The organism is Klebsiella sp. CB_Kp196, assembly GCF_040061575.1.
In the GTDB taxonomy this organism is placed as follows: domain Bacteria; phylum Pseudomonadota; class Gammaproteobacteria; order Enterobacterales; family Enterobacteriaceae; genus Klebsiella; species Klebsiella michiganensis.
Genome location: NZ_JBEAFH010000059.1, coordinates 94,004 through 113,744, shown reverse-complemented (window position 1 = coordinate 113,744; position 19,741 = coordinate 94,004). Strand labels below are relative to the sequence as shown.

The following is a 19,741-nucleotide window of genomic DNA, read 5'->3' as shown; positions in this document are numbered from 1 at the left end:
ACCCCACAGCCCCGAAAAAAAGCCAGTCAGTTGCTTAACTGACTGGCATTACAGCGTAATGCTGGCATTTTCATTTTCAGAGCTATTCGCTTTCAGCCGGTAGCCTGGGCAGCCAGTCAATGGGCGCTTCGCCGCGTTCGGTCAGCCACTGATTCGCCTGCACGAAATGATTACTGCCAAAGAACCCGCGGTGGGCGGAGAGGGGCGACGGGTGCGGCGCTTTGAGCACGCAGTGGCGCTGGCGATCGATTATCGCGCCTTTCTTCTGCGCATGCGAACCCCACAGCAGAAAGACGACGCCTTCCCGATGCTGGTTAATCAGCGAAATGACTTTATCGGTAAAAGTTTCCCAACCGAGGCTGGCGTGAGAGTGCGCTTGTCCGGCACGTACCGTTAATACGGTATTGAGCAGCAACACGCCCTGGCGCGCCCAGCTTTCGAGATAACCGTGAGTCGGGCGCTGAAAGCCTGGTATCGTCCCTTCCAGTTCCTTGTACATATTCAGCAGCGATGGCGGGATCTGAATGCCCGGTAGAACCGAGAAGGCGAGGCCGTGCGCCTGCCCTGGTCCATGGTAAGGATCCTGGCCGAGAATCACCACTTTAACGTCGCTTAGCTCAGTATAACGAAACGCGTTAAAGACATCTTTTTGCGGGGGATAGATGGTGATTCCCGATTGCCGCTCGTCAGCAACGGTTTTCAGGGTATTAACAAAATAGGGTTGCTGCTTCTCTTCTGCCAGCACGTCATGCCAGGTTAATGGGGCGGTCATTTTGCTCTCCTGCAAAGTGTCATTGCCATAGCTTAACTGCATCTTTCAACATCACAAAATTTGCCCCACGCGATTGACGCTCTTTATGCAAAAAAAATTGAAAACTTACAAATTTATTTGGTAGGTGGCATGGCGTAACTTGATGTAAAACAATAATATCCGCCTATGACCACTTTTATGATGTGGTTTTTGTTGATTTAAATCAAAGAATGCCGGGTGTACGGCTGATATATATACACTCATAGAACAATGGTTTTACCAATTGGCCGCGAAGGCCAATAATCGAACAAACCCTGCCTGGGAGGCATAAAATGATTACTGGTATCCAAATTACTAAAGCTGCAAACGACGACCTGCTGAACTCTTTCTGGCTGCTGGATAGCGAAAAAGGCGAAGCCCGCTGCCTGTGCGCGAAAGCCGGTTTTGCTGAAGATGACGTGGTTGCAGTGAGCAATCTGGGTGAAATCGAATACCGTGAAATCCCGGTAGACGTGAAGCCTGAAGTCCGCGTTGAAGGCGGTCAGCACCTGAACGTTAACGTGCTGCGTCGCGAAACTCTGCTGGACGCGGTTGAACATCCGGAAAAATACCCGCAGCTGACCATTCGCGTGTCTGGCTATGCGGTACGCTTTAACTCTCTGACTCCGGAACAGCAGCGCGACGTTATCGCCCGTACTTTTACTGAAAGCCTGTAAGATTCCGTTTTAATGTGAAAACGCCGGGATATCCCGGCGTTTTTTTTACTCTTCGTTTGACTTCTGCGGAGCATCCGCTGCGCTTGGTTTACGACGCTTACCAATGTTTTTGGTATCGCGATGGCGTTTTTTCACGCGCGGTTTCTCTTTTTCTTTCTCTTTCTTCTCTGCACGCTTGGCTAAAACCTTCTTGGAAGGTTTACCGGTTTGCTTCTCGCTGGGGGCGCGAGTGGTCGGGCGCAGTTCATCGATGACGCGGGCTTTTAACGGCTCTTCAATATAGCGGCCAATTTTACCCAGCAGCAGATGGTCGTGGGCTTCGACCAGAGAGATGGCCGTTCCCTTTTTACCCGCGCGTCCGGTACGACCGATACGGTGCAGATAGATGTCGGCCGTGCGCGGCAAGTCGAAGTTGAAAACGTGACTGACGTCCGCGATGTCGATCCCGCGCGCGGCAACGTCGGTGGCGATTAACACGTTAATACGGCCATCGGTCAGGCGGCTAATCGCTTCATTACGTTTTGCCTGTACCATCTCACCTTCCAGCCAGCAGGTGTTGATACCCGCTTCACGCAGCCAGCCCGCCAGCTCATGCACGCGCTCGCGCTTACGGACGAAGACGATAGAACGCGTCGCTTCCGGCTGCTTTAGCAGATGGACCAGCAGAGCGGTCTTATGCTTGACGTCATCGGCGCGGTAATACCACTGGTGAATCTTTTTACGCTCGCGGGTGGAGGGAGTCGCAGAGACTTCCACCGGTTCTTCCAGCAGACGCTCAGCAAAATCTTTAATGGCGTCACCTTCGAGGGTGGCGGAGAACAGCATGGTCTGCTTACGCCAGCGGGTTTCACCGGCAATGTGTTCGATATCCTGCGCGAAGCCCATGTCCAGCATGCGGTCCGCTTCATCAAGGATCAGCGTTTCAACGGCGCGGCAATCAAAGTTTTCTTCTTTAATATATTGCAGCAGGCGACCGGTCGTGGCGACCACGATGTCCTGGTTCTCGCTGAACACTTCGGCATGGTTCATATAGGCGACACCGCCGGTGATCGTGGCGATATCCAGATGAGTATGTTTTGCCAGCTCACGCGCATGGTCGGCAACCTGCATCGCCAGTTCGCGCGTGGGGGTCAGGATAAGAATGCGCGGCGGACCAGACTTCTTGCGCGGAAAATCGAGCAGATGCTGCAACGCTGGCAGGAGATACGCCGCCGTTTTACCGGTGCCGGTCGGGGCTGAACCGAGAATATCACGGCCATCAAGCGCAGGCGGAATAGCGGCGGCCTGAATGGCTGTCGGGCGTGTGAAACCTTTATCCTGGAGGGCGTCCAGCAGGTTTTCGTCGAGTTCAAGTTCGGAAAAAGTCGTTACAGTCATGATCTACCTCTGAGTGGACCGCCGATTATAGACGTTACGGACGCAATGTTCATCTGTTTGTAAGGCTATCTGTTCTCCGGTATTGTGCATAGCCTTAAGCTCAGGAGTTTTTTGCCCGCAAGGTTATCGAGGATGTCCCAGTCGAAGTTCGCGCTGCCGCGCAATGGTTTTACGTTTAAGCAGTTTTTTGTCGCCCACGATCGCTGTGCGATGAAAGTGGGTACCGACGGCATTTTACTCGGCGCATGGGCCCCCATCGCTCAGGTTAAGCGCGTGCTGGATATCGGCGCGGGCAGCGGTCTGTTAGCGCTGATGCTCGCGCAGCGAACCGGCGAGACGGTGATTGTGGATGCCGTGGAGCTGGATGAAGAGGCGGCAGAACAAGCGCGAGAAAACGCCGCGGATTCTCCCTGGGCCGAGCGTCTGCAGATTCATCAGGCGGATATTCAGCAATGGCAGCCGCAGCAAACCCGGCGCTATGAGCTGATTGTCAGCAATCCGCCTTTTTTCGCTGAAGGCGTACCTTGCGCCACCTCGCAGCGCGAGCAGGCTCGCTATACCTCCTCCCTCGATCACGCAACATTATTAACCTGCGCCGCCGAGCTTATTACGGAGGAGGGGTTTTTCTGCGTCGTGCTTCCGGTCGACATTGGTAACGCCTTTGTGCAGCGGGCGCAGAATATGGGCTGGCATCTGCGTCTGCGTACCGACGTGGCGGAAACGGAAGTGCGCCCGCCGCATCGGGTTCTGTTGGCTTTTTCGCCGACGGCGGGGGAGGAGTGCTTTAGCGACAGATTGATCATCCGTGGGCCAGAGCAGCAGTATTCCGAAGGATTTACCGCTCTGACCCAGGACTTTTATCTTTTTATGTGAGCCAGCGGCGAGAGCACCGACGCCCCGCTCTCCGGCAACTGGTCAGGATAGTCCAGCGTATAGTGAAGCCCGCGGCTCTCTTTACGCAGCATGGCGCAGCGCACAATCAGCTCGGCAACCTGCACCAGGTTTCGCAGCTCCAGTAAATTATTGGAGACGCGGAAGCGGGCGTAGTATTCGTCCAGCTCCTGCTGCAGCATAGTAATGCGGCGCAGGGCGCGCTCAAGACGGCGGGTGGTGCGCACGATGCCGACATAATCCCACATCAGCAAGCGCAGCTCATGCCAGTTGTGCTGAATCACGACCAGTTCATCAGGTATTTCAACCTGGCTTTCGTCCCATGATGGCAGTTCATTGACCGCCTGCGCGAACGGCAGACGCTTAACGATATCTTCGGCGGCGGACCACCCGTAGACGAGGCACTCAAGCAATGAGTTTGATGCCATCCGGTTAGCGCCGTGTAATCCGGTATAGCTTACTTCACCGATGGCATACAGCCCGTCGACGTCGGTGCGCCCGTGATCGTCAACCATGACGCCGCCGCAGGTGTAGTGCGCGGCAGGAACCACGGGCACCGCTTCTTTTGTCAGATCGATGCCCAGCCCCAGCAGCTTCTCGTAGATCATCGGGAAGTGGTGGCGAATAAATTCTGCCGGTTTATGGCTGATATCCAGATACATGCAGTCAGCGCCAAGGCGCTTCATCTCATGATCGATGGCTCTGGCGACGATATCGCGCGGAGCCAGCTCGCCGCGCTCGTCAAAGTCCGGCATAAACCGCGTGCCGTCAGGGCGTTTCAACAGCGCGCCCTCGCCGCGCAGCGCTTCCGTCAGCAGGAAGTTGCGCGCTTGCGGATGGTACAGCGCGGTTGGGTGGAACTGATTAAATTCGAGGTTGGCGACCCGGCAGCCGGCACGCCAGGCCATCGCGATACCATCGCCGGAAGAGACGTCAGGATTCGTCGTATATTGATAAACTTTAGCCGCGCCGCCGGTAGCCAGCACCACGGCCTTTGCGCTACAGGTTTCAACCGCTTCTTTATTACGATTCCAGATCCACGCGCCCACCACCCGGCGCGTGCCGGGCAGGCCGATTTTATCGGAGATAATAAGGTCAACGGCGTTACTGCGTTCCAGTATGCGGATATTAGGATGGGCCAGCGCCTGGCTCACCAGGGTAGTCTCAACGGCTTTACCGGTCGCATCGGCGGCGTGGAGAATTCTGCGGTGGCTGTGACCTCCCTCGCGGGTCAGATGGTAGCTCTCTTCGCCGTTCGCCTGAACCTGAGTATCAAACAGCACGCCCTGATCGATTAGCCACTGAACGCAGGGTTTAGCGTTGCTCGCCACGAATGAGACCGCATGGCGATCGCAAAGACCCGCTCCGGCTATCAACGTATCCTCGATGTGCGATTCAACGCTATCGGTTTCATCAAATACGGCGGCAATACCGCCCTGAGCGTAGAAAGTAGAACCTTCACTGATAGGGCCTTTGCTGAGAACCGTGACCGCGCAGCGTTCCGCCAGGCGTAAGGCAAGGGATAATCCGGCAGCGCCGCTGCCAATAATCAGCACATCACAGGAGGAATCGGAAGTTGTTTTCATGGCCTTTGTTTAATTTACTAAACACAATAAGCGAACAATAGCACCAGCCAGCGAGAAATCGTACATTTTTTTTACTCAGCGTTGTGAGGACTAAACATAGCGGCGTAATGAGGCGGGCTGTAAATGGAAAAAAGGTTTTGCGAAGCGGCTCGTGAGCTTCAGATTTTATAGTGAAATAAAAGCCGGGTTACGTTACCCTTCTGGCGGGTCTTGCGCTTTTTCTTATTATCTTACATATCGTTTAGCAACCGGGACATATAATGAGAGATAACAATCCGTCAGCCGGTGCCGGACGAAAAACAAAGGCGTAACGGAACTTTATTGTTTTCAGACACTCCAACCCTCTGCTTGCTCACTTGATGCAGTAATTGGGTGGTGTTTTTGAATACGCATGGGAATTGGGTTTGGGGAGACATTACCTCGGATGAGCGAGCAGTTAACGGATCAGGTCCTCGTTGAACGGGTCCAGAAAGGAGATCAGAAAGCATTTAACCTGCTGGTGGTGCGCTATCAGCATAAGGTTGCAAGTCTGGTCTCCCGCTACGTGCCGCCGGGCGATATCGCTGACGTTGTTCAGGAATCGTTCGTTAAAGCATGGCGTGCGCTGGATTCTTTCCGGGGGGATAGCGCTTTTTACACCTGGTTATATCGCATCGCCGTAAACACGGCGAAGAATTATCTGGTTGCTCAGGGACGCCGTCCGCCATCCAGCGATGTTGATGCGAATGATGCTGAAAACTTCGAAAGTGGCGGGGCATTGAAAGAAATTTCGAACCCTGAGAACTTAATGTTGTCAGAAGAGCTGAGACAAATAGTTTTTCGTACCATTGAATCGCTTCCGGAAGATTTACGCATGGCAATTACCTTGCGGGAGCTGGATGGCATGAGCTATGAAGAAATAGCCGCCATCATGGATTGTCCGGTGGGCACAGTGCGTTCGCGCATCTTCCGGGCGCGAGAAGCTATTGATAATAAAGTTCAACCGCTAATCAGGCGTTGACGATAGCGGAATACTGGAAAAGGGTATCAGGCATGCAGAAAGAAAAACTTTCGGCCTTAATGGATGGTGAAACGCTGGATAACGAACTGCTCAACGAGCTGGAGCGTTCATCTGAAATGCAAAAAACCTGGGAGAGCTACCATCTCATCCGCGATACGCTGCGAGGCGATACGAGTGAGGTGCTCCATTTTGATATCTCAGCTCGCGTCATGGCCGCCATTGAAAACGAGCCCGTTCGTCAGACGGTTCCTCTAATTCCTGAATCTCAGCCCGCACCGCACCAGTGGCGTCAGATGCCTTTCTGGCAAAAAGTACGCCCGTGGGCCAGCTCGCTTACCCAGATGGGCGTTGCCGCGTGCGTATCCCTTGCTGTGATTGTCGGCGTTCAGCAGTATAATGGCCAGTCTGATTCATCCCAGCAGCCAGAGGCGCCGGTGTTTAACACCATGCCGATGATGGGTAAGGCCAGCCCGGTCAGCCTGGGCGTGCCGGCGGATGCTTCGGCAGGTAGCGGTCAGCAGGCTCAGGTGCAGGAACAGCGCCGCAGAATTAATGCTATGCTGCAGGACTATGAATTGCAGCGTCGCCTGCATGCGGAACAGCTTCAGTTTGGCCAGGCCCAGACTCAGCAAGCCGCTGTTCAGGTGCCGGGCTATCAAACTTTAGGAACACAATCGCAGTAATGAAGCAACTTTGGTGTGCCATGTCGCTCATGGCAGGCAGCCTGTTCTTCTCCGTCAACGCCTCGGCTGATACATCGTCCGGGGCGTTGTTGCAGCAGATGAACCTGGCCAGCCAGTCCCTTAATTACGAGCTCTCTTTCGTCAGCATCAACAAGCAGGGTGTTGAGTCGCTGCGTTATCGACACGCTAAACTAAACAATCGCACCCTGGCACAGCTGCTCCAGCTTGACGGGCCGCGTCGGGAGGTGGTGCTGCGCGGAACGGAAATCAGCTATTTTGAGCCCGGACTCGATCCTTTCACCCTGAACGGCGACTATATCGTTGATTCGCTGCCTTCATTGGTCTACTCCGACTTTAAACGTCTGTCATCCTATTACGACTTCATTTCCGTGGGGCGGACGCGTATTGCCGATCGTTTATGCGATGTTGTGCGCGTCGTGGCTCGCGATGGCACCCGCTATAGCTATATCGCATGGTTAGATGCTGAAACTAAGCTGCCTCTGCGCGTTGATCTGCTTGATCGCGACGGCGAAACGCTTGAGCAGTTCCGCGTCGTCTCGTTCAACGTTGGCGATAACGTTAGCGCCAGTATGGAAACCCTGTCTAAGGCCAACCTGCCTCCGCAGCTGTCGGTGCCGGAAGGGGGAAATAAGGCCAACTTTAACTGGGCGCCAACCTGGCTGCCGCAGGGCGTGGCCGAAGTCTCCAGCAGCCAGCGTCGTCTGCCCACTTTCGATGGCCCGGTAGAGTCCCGTTTGTATTCCGACGGGCTGTTTAGTTTCTCTGTCAATATCAATCGCGCCACGGCAAATAGCAGCGATCAGCTGCTGCGTACCGGCCGTCGTACCGTGGCGACTACCGTGCGTGATAACGCAGAGATAACCATCGTTGGCGAGCTGCCGCCGCAAACGGCGAAGCGTATTTCCGATAGTATTAAATTCAGGGCAGTACAATGATTAAAGAGTGGGCGACGGTCGTTTCCTGGCAAAATGGCGTTGCGCTGGTGCACTGCGATGTGAAAGCCTCCTGCAGCAGCTGTGCTTCTCGCGCCGGTTGCGGAAGCCGGGTGCTGAATAAGCTTGGGCCGCAAACCAGCCATACCCTTAGCGTCCCCTGCGAACAGCCGCTGTCGGCCGGGCAAAAAGTCGAACTGGGCATTGCCGAAAGCAGCCTGCTCGGGTCGGCGGTATTGGTTTATATGGCGCCGTTAGTCGGTTTGTTCGTGATGGCATCGATATTCCAGGTGCTGTTTGCCAACGACTTTGCCTCGCTTTGCGGGGCAATTTTGGGCGGCGTTGGCGGGTTTCTGGTCGCTCGCGGTCTTTCGCCTGGCTTAGCCTCCCGGCAGTCGTGGCAGCCGGTTATTATCAGCGTCGGTTTACCGCCAGATTTAGTCCGCATCGAGACGCCTTCCTCCCAGCTGGGTCAGTGATTTCACTGGCCCTTATCTTTATTTACAACTCCCGCAAGAACTCATCATTTACTCCGGTTATGCTAGCGGTAAGAGCATTTCCTGGTTTCGTGGATGTAGTGTAGAATGCGGCGTTTTCGGATTAAAAAACGTCAGGCACAGAACAGCGGCCTCATGATTCGCGTAAGGCATAATTAACTCTAAATATGAAGAATATACGTAACTTTTCAATCATCGCTCACATCGACCACGGTAAGTCGACATTGTCTGACCGTATTATCCAGATTTGCGGTGGCCTTTCCGATCGTGAAATGGCAGCCCAGGTTCTGGACTCCATGGATCTTGAACGTGAGCGCGGTATCACTATCAAGGCGCAGAGCGTCACCCTGGATTACAAAGCAACTGATGGCGAAACCTATCAGCTGAACTTTATCGACACCCCCGGCCACGTCGACTTCTCTTATGAAGTTTCTCGTTCGCTTGCCGCCTGTGAAGGCGCTTTGCTGGTGGTTGATGCCGGCCAGGGCGTCGAAGCCCAGACGCTGGCTAACTGCTATACGGCGATGGAAATGGACCTTGAAGTCGTACCGGTCCTGAACAAAATCGACCTGCCCGCAGCCGATCCGGAACGCGTAGCGGAAGAGATTGAAGACATCGTTGGTATTGATGCCACCGATGCGGTGCGCTGTTCAGCGAAGACCGGCGTTGGCGTACCGGACGTGCTGGAGCGCCTGGTGCGCGATATTCCGCCGCCGGAAGGCGATCCGGAAGCGCCGCTGCAGGCTCTGATTATCGACTCCTGGTTTGATAACTACCTCGGCGTCGTTTCTCTGGTGCGTATCAAAAACGGCACCATGCGCAAAGGCGATAAAATTAAGGTGATGAGTACCGGGCAGGTGTATAACGCCGATCGCCTGGGCATCTTCACGCCGAAGCAGGTGGACCGTACCGAGCTGAAATGCGGCGAGGTAGGCTGGCTGGTTTGCGCCATTAAAGACATCCTCGGCGCGCCGGTCGGCGATACGCTGACGCTTGCGCGCAACCCGGCAGATAAAGCGCTGCCCGGCTTTAAAAAGGTGAAACCGCAGGTCTATGCCGGCCTGTTCCCGGTCAGCTCCGATGATTATGAAAACTTCCGCGACGCGCTGGGCAAACTGAGCCTCAACGATGCCTCTCTGTTCTATGAGCCGGAAAGCTCTACGGCGCTGGGCTTCGGTTTCCGCTGCGGCTTCCTGGGACTTCTGCATATGGAGATCATCCAGGAGCGCCTGGAGCGTGAATACGATCTGGATCTGATCACCACGGCGCCGACGGTAGTCTATGAAGTCGAAACCACCTCGAAAGAGGTTATCTACGTCGACAGCCCGTCGAAGCTGCCGCCGCTGAACAATATTCAGGAGCTGCGCGAGCCGATCGCGGAGTGTCACATGCTGCTGCCGCAGGAGTTTTTGGGCAACGTCATCACCCTGTGTATCGAAAAACGCGGCGTACAGACCAACATGGTCTATCACGGCAATCAGGTTGCGCTGACTTATGAAATCCCGATGGCGGAAGTGGTGCTCGACTTCTTCGACCGACTGAAGTCTACCTCCCGCGGCTATGCGTCGCTGGACTACAACTTCAAGCGCTTCCAGGCTTCCAACATGGTGCGTGTGGATGTGTTGATTAACGGCGAGCGTGTGGATGCGCTGGCGCTGATTACGCATAACGACAATGCGCCGTACCGCGGCCGCGAACTGGTAGAGAAGATGAAAGAGCTGATCCCGCGTCAGCAGTTCGATATCGCTATCCAGGCTGCCATCGGCAACCATATTATTGCCCGCTCAACCGTCAAACAGCTGCGTAAAAACGTCCTGGCGAAATGCTATGGCGGCGACGTCAGCCGTAAGAAAAAGCTGCTGCAGAAGCAGAAAGACGGTAAGAAACGCATGAAGCAGGTCGGTAACGTTGAGCTTCCGCAGGAAGCGTTCCTCGCCATTCTGCACGTTGGTAAAGACGGCAAATAACCCTAAGGAGTTGGCATGGCGAACATGTTTGCCCTGATCCTGGTCATCGCTACTGTGGTGACGGGTCTGTTGTGGTGCCTGGATAAGTTTATCTTTGCGCCAAAACGTCGCGAAAGTCAGGCCGCTGCGCAGGCAGCGACCGGCGACCAGTTGGACAAGAAAACGCTGAAAAAGGTCGGCCCGAAACCGGGCTGGCTGGAAACCGGCGCGTCAATCTTCCCGGTACTGGCGATTGTGCTGGTGGTTCGCTCATTCATTTATGAGCCCTTCCAGATCCCCTCCGGCTCGATGATGCCGACGCTGCTGATCGGCGATTTTATTCTGGTTGAGAAGTTTGCCTACGGCATTAAAGATCCGATTTACCAGAAGACGCTGATCGAAACCGGACATCCGAAGCGCGGCGATATTGTCGTCTTTAAATATCCGCAAGATCCGCGCCTGGATTATATCAAGCGTGCGGTCGGTTTACCGGGTGATAAAGTGACTTACGATCCGATTGCCAAGCAGGTCACTATCCAGCCGGGCTGTAGTTCTGGCCAGGCCTGCGGCAACGCGCTGCCGGTCACTTACTCCAACGTTGAGCCGAGCGATTTCGTACAGACCTTCTCCCGCAGCAACGGCGGCGAAGCGACCAGCGGTTTCTGGCAACTGCCGAAAGGCGAGACGAAAGCCGATGGCATCCGTCTGACCGAACGTAAAGAGACGCTGGGCGAAGTGACCCACCGTATATTGACCGTACCGATTGCTCAGGACCAGGTGGGGATGTATTACCATCAGTCCGGTCTGCCGCTGGCGACCTGGATTGTCCCGCCGGGGCAGTATTTTATGATGGGTGACAACCGCGATAACAGCGCCGATAGCCGTTATTGGGGCTTTGTGCCGGAAGCGAATCTGGTGGGTAAAGCAACCGCAATCTGGATGAGTTTCGAAAAACAGGAAGGCGAATGGCCTACCGGCGTACGTTTATCGCGTATCGGTAGTATCCAGTAAATTTTTCCTGCTTTATTCACGCTGCCGACGCAATAACGGCAGCGTGAATTATTTAAAATTTAAATCTATTCAAACTAACGACATCCCTTGTCGTTGCGTATAGAATATCCCCCCGAAGTTTTAGGTTGTCTCTCGTAAGATTGACACAGCACACGAAACCGCGTTGGTTTTTACTCAGGTCGGTTTCGTGTGCTGCATTTTTGACGCATTCATCTATTGGTAACGCATGAACCCCATCGTAATTAATCGGCTTCAACGGAAGCTGGGCTACACTTTTCATCATCAGGAGCTGTTGCAACAGGCATTAACTCACCGCAGTGCCAGCAGCAAACATAATGAGCGCCTGGAATTTTTAGGCGACTCAATATTGAGCTTTGTGATCGCGAACGCGCTCTATCATCGTTTCCCTCGGGTAGACGAAGGCGATATGAGCCGCATGCGCGCGACCCTGGTACGAGGCAACACGCTGGCAGAAATTGCCCGCGAGTTCGAATTAGGTGAATGTCTGCGTCTTGGGCCAGGTGAACTGAAAAGCGGGGGCTTTCGCCGTGAATCTATACTGGCGGACACCGTTGAAGCGTTAATCGGCGGGATTTTCCTCGACAGCGATATTCAGAACGTTGAGCGCCTTATTCTCTCCTGGTACCAGAGTCGTCTGGATGAAATCAGCCCGGGCGACAAGCAAAAAGATCCGAAGACGCGCTTGCAGGAGTATCTGCAGGGGCGCCATCTGCCGCTGCCGTCTTACCTGGTGGTACAGGTTCGCGGTGAAGCGCACGATCAGGAATTTACTATCCACTGCCAGGTTAGCGGCCTGAGTGAACCGGTGGTTGGCACGGGTTCTAGCCGTCGCAAGGCGGAGCAGGCTGCCGCCGAACAGGCGCTGAAAAAGCTGGAGCTGGAATGAGCGAAGAAAAGAACTACTGCGGATTTATTGCCATCGTTGGTCGTCCAAACGTGGGCAAATCCACATTGCTGAACAAGCTGCTCGGGCAGAAGATCTCGATCACTTCCCGAAAAGCGCAGACGACGCGTCACCGCATCGTTGGTATTCATACTGAAGGTCCGTATCAGGCGATCTACGTCGATACCCCGGGCCTGCATATGGAAGAAAAACGCGCGATTAACCGTCTGATGAACAAAGCGGCAAGCAGCTCCATTGGCGACGTTGAGCTGGTTATTTTCGTCGTTGAAGGTACCCGCTGGACGCCGGACGACGAGATGGTGCTCAACAAGCTGCGCGATGGCAAAGCGCCGGTGATTCTGGCGGTCAACAAAGTCGATAACGTACAGGAAAAAGCCGATCTTCTGCCGCACCTGCAGTTCCTTGGCAGCCAGATGAACTTCCTTGATATCGTACCGATTTCCGCGGAAACGGGGCTGAACGTTGATACCATCGCCGGTATCGTGCGTAAGCATCTGCCGGAAGCGATTCATCACTTCCCGGAAGATTACATCACCGACCGCTCTCAGCGCTTTATGGCTTCCGAGATCATTCGTGAAAAGCTGATGCGTTTCCTCGGCGCTGAACTGCCGTATTCCGTTACCGTGGAAATCGAACGTTTTGTAACCAACGAGCGCGGCGGCTACGATATCAACGGTCTGATTCTGGTTGAGCGTGAAGGGCAGAAGAAGATGGTGATTGGCAACAAAGGGGCCAAAATCAAAACCATCGGTATCGAAGCGCGTAAAGACATGCAGGATATGTTTGAAGCGCCGGTTCACCTCGAGCTGTGGGTGAAAGTGAAGTCCGGCTGGGCTGATGACGAACGCGCGCTGCGCAGTCTCGGTTACGGCGACGATCTCTAAGTTTGGATACTCTATGGCTTTCGAGGTGCAGGACAAAACACAACGTGTTTTGAACAGCGCTTGCGCTGGCTGCGAAGGAGCGAGGCCAGAGGCTGAGTCACGCGGCAAGACCGCGAGTCCCCGGGAGCTTACTTCAGTAAGTGACTGGGGTGAGTGGGCGCAGCCAACGCACCTGCGGCTTGAAAGACGACGAGTATGATGGAAGGCTGGCAACGCGCTTTCGTACTGCATAGCCGTCCCTGGAGCGAAACCAGCCTGATGCTGGACGTCTTCACGGAAGAATCCGGCCGCGTGCGCCTTGTGGCTAAAGGCGCACGTTCCAAACGTTCGAACCTCAAAGGCGCGCTTCAGCCTTTTACTCCCTTACTGCTTCGCTTTGGCGGGCGCGGCGAAGTCAAAACGCTGCGCAGCGCGGAAGCCGTCTCGCTGGCGCTCCCTCTCAGCGGCATCACGCTCTACAGCGGCCTTTACGTCAACGAACTTCTCTCTCGCGTGCTTGAGCATGAAACGCGCTTTTCCGAACTCTTCTTCGATTATTTGCACTGTATCCAGTCTCTGGCTGGCGCAAGCGGCTCGCCGGAACCGGCGCTACGGCGTTTTGAACTGGCGCTGCTGGGGCATCTGGGATATGGCGTGGATTTCCTGCACTGCGCCGGCAGCGGAGAAGCGGTTGACGACGCAATGACCTATCGCTACCGTGAAGAAAAAGGCTTTATCGCCAGCGTGGTTATTGATAACAACACCTTTACCGGGCACCATCTTAAGGCGCTGGCGAGCCGTGAATTTCCGGACAGCGATGCGCTGCGCGCGGCAAAGCGTTTCACCCGTATCGCCCTGAAGCCCTATCTGGGCGGGAAGCCGCTAAAAAGTCGCGAGCTTTTTCGTCAGTTTTTGCCCGCGCGGGCAGCGCGAGCCGATAAAACAAATAACGATTAACGAGGATTGTCATGGCTGAATTACTGTTGGGGGTCAATATTGACCACATTGCGACATTACGCAACGCTCGCGGTACCGCTTATCCGGATCCGGTCCAGGCGGCCTTTATCGCCGAGCAGGCCGGCGCTGACGGTATTACCGTCCATCTGCGCGAAGATCGTCGCCATATTACCGATCGCGATGTCCGTATTTTGCGCCAGACGCTGGATACCCGCATGAACCTTGAGATGGCGGTGACGGAAGAGATGCTGAAGATTGCCTGTGAGACTCAGCCCCATTTTTGCTGCCTGGTGCCCGAAAAACGTCAGGAAGTGACCACCGAAGGTGGACTGGACGTGGCGGGCCAGCTCGACAAAATGCGCGACGCCTGTAAACGCCTTGCCGATGCCGGTATCCTGGTTTCGCTGTTTATTGACGCGGACAACGCGCAAATTAAGGCGGCAGCGGACGTTGGCGCGCCTTATATCGAAATTCACACCGGATGCTATGCTGATGCGCAAACTGACGCTGAGCAGGCAAAAGAGCTGGAGCGTATTGCCAAAGCGGCGACCTATGCCGCCAGCCTGGGGCTGAAGGTTAATGCCGGTCACGGTTTGACCTACCATAACGTGAAGGCCATTGCCGCGCTGCCGGAAATGCACGAGCTGAACATCGGCCACGCGATTATTGGCCGTGCGGTGATGAGCGGCCTGAAAGAGGCGGTGGCGGACATGAAGCGCTTGATGCAGGAAGCGCGCGCCTGATGGCCATTCTCGGACTGGGTACTGATATTGTAGAAATTGCCCGTATTGAAGCGGTAATTGCCCGCAGCGGCGATCGTCTGGCGCGTCGCGTCCTGAGCGATAGCGAGTGGGCGATATGGGAACAGCATCAGCAGCCGGTCCGTTTTCTGGCCAAGCGTTTTGCCGTTAAAGAAGCGGCGGCCAAGGCGCTTGGTACCGGCATCCGCAATGGGCTGGCGTTTAATCAGTTTGAGGTTTACAACGACGAGCTGGGTAAGCCAAAGCTGCGATTGTGGGGCGAAGCGAAGAGTCTGGCCGAGCGCATGGGCGTAAGCAGCATTCACGTGACGCTGGCCGACGAGCGTCACTATGCCTGCGCCACGGTGATTATCGAAAGCTAGAGTGTTACAGGCCGGAGAGGTCGGTTAACGCCGCCATCCGGCAATATCACAGTTTGTCCGCGTGGTGCAGCAGGACAAACTTATCCCACAGCTGCTCTTCATTTTCGTTATGGGCCGGATCTTTCAGAATGGTATTTGGGATCGGGCACACCTTCTGGCAGGTCGGCGTATCATAGTGGCCAACGCATTCGGTGCAGCGATCGCTGTTAATTTCATAAATGCTATCACCCATGGATATCGCCTCATTCGGGCACTCCGGCTCGCACATATCGCAGTTGATGCATTTTTTGGTGATTAACAGCGCCATCAGGAAATTCTCAGAAACAACACAAACAGGGCGGGCATTATACGCCCATTTTTCGCCCGGGCCAGCTCTTTTCAACCGCGGTGCGACCATCCGCAGCGGAGAAATTTTGCCCGGCCTGAGCCAATAAGAGAGTGTGTGCTTTTGACAGCGGGCAGGGCACTCGGGGTTACACCAGCTTTTTCACCAGCGCTTCGCTATGGCGAATCCGCTCCGGAGCGTGCTCAAGATCCTGCTGCACCAGCCCCATAAACAGAAGATCGGTCAACATCATTTGCGCGCTGGTGGAGGAGATCGCGGCGCTACGCGTGGCCTGCTCTTCCGCAATGGTGTACAGGCACAGCGTCGCCTGCTGCTGAAGCGCGTTGGGGTTAAAGCCGGTGATCGCCAGGATCTGGCTTCCTACCCGCAGCGCTTCACCGGCCGCCATATTGATCTCGCGTCGTTCACCGGAATAGGAGATGGCCAGCAGCAGATCGTCCGGAGACATCGCCTGTACCGTCGCCAGCAGGGCGTGCATATCCTGTTCTGATACCGCGTTAATGCCGATTTTCATCAGCTTCCAGCTAAAGTTTCTCGCCACCAGGCCCGACGCGCCGATGCCGGTAATGATGACCCGACGGGCGTGGCGCAACAGCGTGACGGCTTCCAGCAGCTTCTCTTCGGTGTTGACGTCCAGCGAGGCGTGCATGGCCGCGACGTTATCCTTAATCAGCTTTTCGCCAACCAGGCGCAGGGGATCGTCGCCGCGAATCTGGTTATGCACCGGTACGGATTGCGGAGTCGGCGCGCTTGCCAGGGCTTCGCTCAACGCCAGCTTTAACGCCGGGAAGCCTTTGAACCCCATCTTCTGCGCAAATTTCACTACGCTTGACTGGCTGACGCCGGCTTCGCCCGCCAGCTGCTGCGAGCTGAGGTGGCGGGTTTGATCCGGTTGAGCCAGAATGAAATCGGCCAGTTTTTTATCGCTTGCGGCCAACGTCGGATAGCGCTGGCGAATACGGGTCAAACAGTTCATAGCGGCTCCGGAGGACAGCTTCACCCTCGGCTGAAAGAATTTTGTATTCGATTATAAGAGGATTATCGCGAATTAAAAATTCTGTGCCTAAGATTTCTCGGCAAAGACGTTTTCTTAATACGGATTCAACAGCAGCGTATGTTTTCGCTATTGGCGACGTAAGGCTGTTAAACTATTGGTTATCATGCGATCGTTCAGGGGAGTGGGTTTTGAATAGCAGCACGCGGAGAGTGGTTTTCTTTGATCTGGATGGAACCTTGCATCAGCAGGATATGTTCGGCAGCTTTTTGCGCTATGCCCTGCGCCATCAGCCGCTGAACGCGCTGCTGCTGCTTCCTTTATTGCCGGTTATCGCGGCCGGACTGATGTTATACGGTCGCGCCGCGCGCTGGCCGATGAGCCTGCTGCTCTGGGCATCAACCTTCGGACGCAGCGAGCAGCAGCTTAAACGCCTGGAGGCCAATTTTGTTCGCTGGTTTCGCCAGCACGTCACGGCATTCCCGGTTGTTCAGGCGCGGCTTAAACATTATCTGACCAGCACGGACGCTGACGTCTGGCTGATCACCGGTTCGCCGCAGTCGCTGGTTGAACAGGTCTATTTTGATACCGCCTGGCTGCCGCGGGTGAATCTGATCGCCAGCCGAATGGAGCGACGCTACGGCGGCTGGGGGTTAACCCTGCGCTGTCTCGGTAATGAAAAAGTGACGCAGCTGGAACAAAAGATCGGCGCACCGCTGCGCTTGTATAGCGGCTACAGCGACAGCGAGCAGGACAACCCGCTGCTCTCTTTTTGCCAGCACCGCTGGCGGGTAACGCCGCAGGGCGATCTTCAGCAGTTAGAATAGTGTGTAATACATAGCGCCCATGTATAATGCGCCCCGCTTTTCTGCAGGAGTGCCCGCTTTGTCTGACCATGAATTAAATGATGAATACTGGATGCGTCACGCCCTGACGCTGGCCAAACGCGCCTGGGAAGAGGGCGAGGTGCCGGTCGGCGCCGTGCTGGTGCATAATCATCAGGTCATCGGCGAGGGCTGGAACCGGCCCATCGGCCGCCACGATCCCACCGCGCACGCCGAGATTATGGCGCTGCGTCAGGGCGGGCTGGTGTTGCAAAACTATCGCCTGATTGACGCAACGCTGTACGTTACTCTCGAGCCCTGCGTGATGTGCGCCGGCGCAATGGTGCATAGCCGTATTTCCCGGCTGGTGTTTGGCGCCAGGGATGCGAAAACCGGCGCCGCAGGGTCGCTGATTGATGTGCTGCATCATCCGGGCATGAACCATCGGGTAGAAATAGCGGAAGGTGTTATGGCGGAGGCCTGTTCCGGCATGCTGAGCGATTTCTTCCGCTGGCGGCGGGAAGAGAAAAAAGCGCTAAAGCGAGCTGGCCAACAGGCGCAAGATTAATGCCCCATTCCGGGGATTTTTAATTTTGCGTTATCGACCAGCGTTTCGGCGCGAAAGTTAAAAAAGGACCTGGTGTACTGCTCTTCTTTATCCAGCTCATCCGGCATGACCGCCGGATAGTGTTCGCCTAAGGCCGCCATCTGCGCGTCTTTTTTCTCTTTTTCAGAGAGATAGCCCACGAGGCTAATATGATATTTGCGGATATTTTCGACGTAGGCGTAGGCTTCGTGCCCGCGTGCAAAGCCGTACTTCAGTCGGCTGTAGTAGTTTTTCTGGCTTAGCAGCGGCAGACGCTGCTTCACATCGGCCCAGCTATTCGGGTTGCCTTTCTGCTTTTTGGTCAGCGCCATCGCGTCAAGCATGTGCGCGTAGCCCATATTATAAGCCGCCAGCGCAAACCAGATGCGTTCGTCCTGTGGGACCGACTCCGGCACTTTATTCATCATGTCCTGTAAATAACGCATGCCGCCGTCGAGGCTTTGCTCGGCGTCGGTGCGATCGGTCAGGCCCAGGCTTTGCGCCGTATTGCGGGTCAACATCATTATCCCGCGAACGCCCGTCGGAGAGGTAGCCTGCGGATCCCAGTGCGATTCCTGCCATGAGATAGCCGCCAGCAGCCGCCAGTCTATCTGTCGGGCGTATTTTTCAAACATCGGCTGCAGGTCAGGTAGAACGCTCTCCACGGCGCGCAGGAAGGTGCGGGTGTCAACGTAGTCAAAATCGTTGCCGTGGCCGAGGTATTTCTCCTCCAGCCTCGCCAGGGTGCCATCTTCGTTAATGTTATTGAAGAAATCGAGCATTGCCGCCGGCAGGGAATTATCCTCACCTTTTTCGCTAAACCAGGTGACCGGCTGTTCGTCGCTGATATCGAGGGCGACGGCCAGCTCCGGGTGGACGCGCTGGAACAGACTGACGGCGACCGAATCAGCGACGGTATAGTCGAGTTTGCCATCGATAACCGCCTGCATCAGCGCCGTCGTGCCGCGCTTATCGTCCACGTGCCACTCAAGGTCGGGATATTTTTGCTTTTTCAATGCCTGGAGATCGTTAATCGCCACGTGCCCGGGAGCGATGGCCAGCTGCGCGGCGGTGATGTTTGCCAGGGTGCGCGGACGCAGGTTGCCTTTGCGATACACCAGCTGTTGCGAAACGGAATAGTAGGTCGGCCCGACCTGATAGTTTTTCACCCGCTCGGAGTTGTAGACCAGCCCGGCTGCCAGCATGTCGGCTTTGCCTTCATCGAGGTCGTCGAATAGCTGGCTGATATTCTGCCTGACGGTGACTTTGAGCTCGACGCCGAGGTAGTCGGCAAACTGCTGCGCCAGCTCATAATCAAAACCGTAGGTCTTGTCATTGATGGTCGCGAAGGTCATCGGCGAATTAATGGTGCTGATTCGCAGTTCTCCGCGCGCCATGATCCCCGCCACGCGGTTTTCTGGTTTTCCCATCCACGGGAGAGACGGCCACAGGGCAGCCGCCAGCAGGAGGGTCACAATGCCGATGAGCAGATAATTAATCTTTAGTTTTTTCAGATAGTTAATCTTCTGCAGCTTCGCGTTCCTCAGCAGATTATGACCAGAAAAAGTAAAAGGTTGTCCTGGAATGAGCGGCATTTTGCTTAAGAATGCGCCAGTTGGCAACTTATTCGCGAGATGAGTCACATTAATTGATAAACCCCGGCAATCATTTTATTTCTACGCAAACGGTTTCGTCGGGGCGCAGGATTCACT

General features: G+C 55.2%; 21 protein-coding genes. 15 read left to right on the top strand and 6 right to left on the bottom strand.

The genetic code is table 11. The annotated features are described in order from the left end of the window. Positions 1-82 precede the first annotated feature (82 nt). Positions 83-772 (bottom strand): uracil-DNA glycosylase, encoded by a 690-nt coding sequence (gene ung / locus ABLU87_RS22055; protein WP_014230405.1) that lies wholly within the window; start codon positions 770-772, stop codon positions 83-85. 311 nt (positions 773-1,083) lie between these two features. Here ung and grcA point away from each other — a divergent pair, with 311 nt between their 5' ends. Next, complete coding sequence (grcA, locus tag ABLU87_RS22050) at positions 1,084-1,467, top strand: autonomous glycyl radical cofactor GrcA (RefSeq protein ID WP_004104596.1); 384 nt, start codon at positions 1,084-1,086, stop codon at positions 1,465-1,467. A 45-nt stretch (positions 1,468-1,512) separates the two neighbouring features. Here the strand turns inward: grcA and srmB are convergent, their stop codons facing one another. Beyond that, positions 1,513-2,844 (bottom strand): ATP-dependent RNA helicase SrmB, encoded by a 1,332-nt coding sequence (gene srmB, locus ABLU87_RS22045; RefSeq protein ID WP_004853282.1) that lies wholly within the window; start codon positions 2,842-2,844, stop codon positions 1,513-1,515. Between the two features lie 132 nt (positions 2,845-2,976). Here srmB and ABLU87_RS22040 point away from each other — a divergent pair, with 132 nt between their 5' ends. Further along, entirely contained in the window at positions 2,977-3,717 is a 741-nt protein-coding gene (locus ABLU87_RS22040; RefSeq protein ID WP_032750910.1) for a tRNA1(Val) (adenine(37)-N6)-methyltransferase, read from the top strand. On the opposite strand, the gene nadB is transcribed toward ABLU87_RS22040, so the two are convergent. Further along, entirely contained in the window at positions 3,702-5,321 is a 1,620-nt protein-coding gene (gene nadB / locus ABLU87_RS22035) for an L-aspartate oxidase (RefSeq protein ID WP_049082391.1), read from the bottom strand. The genes ABLU87_RS22040 and nadB overlap by 16 nt on opposite strands. 424 nt (positions 5,322-5,745) lie before the next feature. On the opposite strand from nadB, the gene rpoE reads away from it, so the two are divergent. The 11 genes from rpoE (at position 5,746) to acpS (ending at position 15,279) form a co-directional block, all read left to right on the top strand. Then, the gene (rpoE, locus tag ABLU87_RS22030) at positions 5,746-6,321 is read left to right on the top strand and encodes an RNA polymerase sigma factor RpoE (protein WP_004104583.1); all 576 of its coding nucleotides are present in this window, start codon (positions 5,746-5,748) and stop codon (positions 6,319-6,321) included. 32 nt (positions 6,322-6,353) lie between these two features. After that, entirely contained in the window at positions 6,354-7,004 is a 651-nt protein-coding gene (rseA, locus tag ABLU87_RS22025; RefSeq protein ID WP_004853279.1) for an anti-sigma-E factor RseA, read from the top strand. Next, the gene (gene rseB / locus ABLU87_RS22020) at positions 7,004-7,960 is read left to right on the top strand and encodes a sigma-E factor regulatory protein RseB (protein ID WP_004853278.1); all 957 of its coding nucleotides are present in this window, start codon (positions 7,004-7,006) and stop codon (positions 7,958-7,960) included. Before rseA ends, rseB begins: the two co-directional genes overlap by 1 nt. Beyond that, on the top strand, positions 7,957-8,436 hold the full coding sequence (gene rseC, locus ABLU87_RS22015; RefSeq protein ID WP_014230402.1) for a SoxR-reducing system protein RseC: 480 nt from the start codon (positions 7,957-7,959) through the stop codon (positions 8,434-8,436). The genes rseB and rseC overlap by 4 nt, the downstream gene beginning before the upstream one ends. A 185-nt stretch (positions 8,437-8,621) precedes the next feature. Next, positions 8,622-10,421 (top strand): translation elongation factor 4, encoded by a 1,800-nt coding sequence (lepA, locus tag ABLU87_RS22010; protein ID WP_004853275.1) that lies wholly within the window; start codon positions 8,622-8,624, stop codon positions 10,419-10,421. A 15-nt stretch (positions 10,422-10,436) separates the two neighbouring features. After that, positions 10,437-11,411: a signal peptidase I gene (gene lepB / locus ABLU87_RS22005; RefSeq protein WP_049083409.1), complete on the top strand. Its 975-nt coding sequence runs from the start codon at positions 10,437-10,439 to the stop codon at positions 11,409-11,411. 226 nt (positions 11,412-11,637) lie between these two features. After that, positions 11,638-12,318 carry a ribonuclease III gene (rnc, locus tag ABLU87_RS22000; RefSeq protein WP_004104573.1) on the top strand — a complete coding sequence of 227 codons (681 nt, stop codon included), beginning with the start codon at positions 11,638-11,640 and terminating at the stop codon, positions 12,316-12,318. Next, positions 12,315-13,220 carry a GTPase Era gene (gene era, locus ABLU87_RS21995; protein WP_004104571.1) on the top strand — a complete coding sequence of 302 codons (906 nt, stop codon included), beginning with the start codon at positions 12,315-12,317 and terminating at the stop codon, positions 13,218-13,220. The genes rnc and era overlap by 4 nt, the downstream gene beginning before the upstream one ends. A gap of 198 nt (positions 13,221-13,418) precedes the next feature. Beyond that, the gene (gene recO / locus ABLU87_RS21990; protein ID WP_004853269.1) at positions 13,419-14,156 is read left to right on the top strand and encodes a DNA repair protein RecO; all 738 of its coding nucleotides are present in this window, start codon (positions 13,419-13,421) and stop codon (positions 14,154-14,156) included. An 11-nt stretch (positions 14,157-14,167) separates the two neighbouring features. After that, entirely contained in the window at positions 14,168-14,899 is a 732-nt protein-coding gene (gene pdxJ, locus ABLU87_RS21985; RefSeq protein ID WP_116280724.1) for a pyridoxine 5'-phosphate synthase, read from the top strand. Then, positions 14,899-15,279 carry a holo-ACP synthase gene (acpS, locus tag ABLU87_RS21980; RefSeq protein ID WP_014230399.1) on the top strand — a complete coding sequence of 127 codons (381 nt, stop codon included), beginning with the start codon at positions 14,899-14,901 and terminating at the stop codon, positions 15,277-15,279. Before pdxJ ends, acpS begins: the two co-directional genes overlap by 1 nt. Before the next feature lie 46 nt (positions 15,280-15,325). On the opposite strand, the gene ABLU87_RS21975 is transcribed toward acpS, so the two are convergent. Together ABLU87_RS21975 and ABLU87_RS21970 are read right to left on the bottom strand one after the other, a co-directional pair. After that, positions 15,326-15,586, bottom strand: a complete 261-nt coding sequence (locus ABLU87_RS21975; RefSeq protein WP_004114478.1) for a YfhL family 4Fe-4S dicluster ferredoxin — start codon at positions 15,584-15,586, stop codon at positions 15,326-15,328. A 166-nt stretch (positions 15,587-15,752) separates the two neighbouring features. Further along, on the bottom strand, positions 15,753-16,601 hold the full coding sequence (locus ABLU87_RS21970; protein WP_014230398.1) for a MurR/RpiR family transcriptional regulator: 849 nt from the start codon (positions 16,599-16,601) through the stop codon (positions 15,753-15,755). Positions 16,602-16,810: 209 nt separating this feature from the next. Here ABLU87_RS21970 and yfhb point away from each other — a divergent pair, with 209 nt between their 5' ends. Further along, a complete protein-coding gene (gene yfhb, locus ABLU87_RS21965) occupies positions 16,811-17,446 on the top strand; it encodes a phosphatidylglycerophosphatase C (RefSeq protein WP_004853258.1) in 636 nt (211 codons plus the stop codon). 58 nt (positions 17,447-17,504) lie between these two features. Beyond that, the gene (gene tadA / locus ABLU87_RS21960) at positions 17,505-18,011 is read left to right on the top strand and encodes a tRNA adenosine(34) deaminase TadA (protein WP_014230397.1); all 507 of its coding nucleotides are present in this window, start codon (positions 17,505-17,507) and stop codon (positions 18,009-18,011) included. On the opposite strand, the gene mltF is transcribed toward tadA, so the two are convergent. Beyond that, complete coding sequence (gene mltF, locus ABLU87_RS21955) at positions 18,008-19,624, bottom strand: membrane-bound lytic murein transglycosylase MltF (RefSeq protein WP_014839219.1); 1,617 nt, start codon at positions 19,622-19,624, stop codon at positions 18,008-18,010. The two genes, tadA and mltF, sit on opposite strands and share 4 nt — an antisense overlap. Between the last annotated feature and the right edge of the window lie 117 nt (positions 19,625-19,741).

Coding starts and splice junctions, on each gene's coding strand:
- rseB (WP_004853278.1), top strand. CDS start 7,004: ATGAAGCAACTTTGGTGTGCCATGTCGCTCATGGCAGGCAGCCTGTTC.
- rnc (WP_004104573.1), top strand. CDS start 11,638: ATGAACCCCATCGTAATTAATCGGCTTCAACGGAAGCTGGGCTACACT.
- grcA (WP_004104596.1), top strand. CDS start 1,084: ATGATTACTGGTATCCAAATTACTAAAGCTGCAAACGACGACCTGCTG.
- ung (WP_014230405.1), bottom strand. CDS start 772: ATGACCGCCCCATTAACCTGGCATGACGTGCTGGCAGAAGAGAAGCAG.
- acpS (WP_014230399.1), top strand. CDS start 14,899: ATGGCCATTCTCGGACTGGGTACTGATATTGTAGAAATTGCCCGTATT.
- ABLU87_RS21970 (WP_014230398.1), bottom strand. CDS start 16,601: ATGAACTGTTTGACCCGTATTCGCCAGCGCTATCCGACGTTGGCCGCA.
- nadB (WP_049082391.1), bottom strand. CDS start 5,321: ATGAAAACAACTTCCGATTCCTCCTGTGATGTGCTGATTATTGGCAGC.
- pdxJ (WP_116280724.1), top strand. CDS start 14,168: ATGGCTGAATTACTGTTGGGGGTCAATATTGACCACATTGCGACATTA.
- rseC (WP_014230402.1), top strand. CDS start 7,957: ATGATTAAAGAGTGGGCGACGGTCGTTTCCTGGCAAAATGGCGTTGCG.
- lepB (WP_049083409.1), top strand. CDS start 10,437: ATGGCGAACATGTTTGCCCTGATCCTGGTCATCGCTACTGTGGTGACG.
- srmB (WP_004853282.1), bottom strand. CDS start 2,844: ATGACTGTAACGACTTTTTCCGAACTTGAACTCGACGAAAACCTGCTG.
- mltF (WP_014839219.1), bottom strand. CDS start 19,624: ATGCCGCTCATTCCAGGACAACCTTTTACTTTTTCTGGTCATAATCTG.
- rseA (WP_004853279.1), top strand. CDS start 6,354: ATGCAGAAAGAAAAACTTTCGGCCTTAATGGATGGTGAAACGCTGGAT.
- ABLU87_RS22040 (WP_032750910.1), top strand. CDS start 2,977: ATGTCCCAGTCGAAGTTCGCGCTGCCGCGCAATGGTTTTACGTTTAAG.
- recO (WP_004853269.1), top strand. CDS start 13,419: ATGGAAGGCTGGCAACGCGCTTTCGTACTGCATAGCCGTCCCTGGAGC.
- rpoE (WP_004104583.1), top strand. CDS start 5,746: ATGAGCGAGCAGTTAACGGATCAGGTCCTCGTTGAACGGGTCCAGAAA.
- ABLU87_RS21975 (WP_004114478.1), bottom strand. CDS start 15,586: ATGGCGCTGTTAATCACCAAAAAATGCATCAACTGCGATATGTGCGAG.
- lepA (WP_004853275.1), top strand. CDS start 8,622: ATGAAGAATATACGTAACTTTTCAATCATCGCTCACATCGACCACGGT.
- era (WP_004104571.1), top strand. CDS start 12,315: ATGAGCGAAGAAAAGAACTACTGCGGATTTATTGCCATCGTTGGTCGT.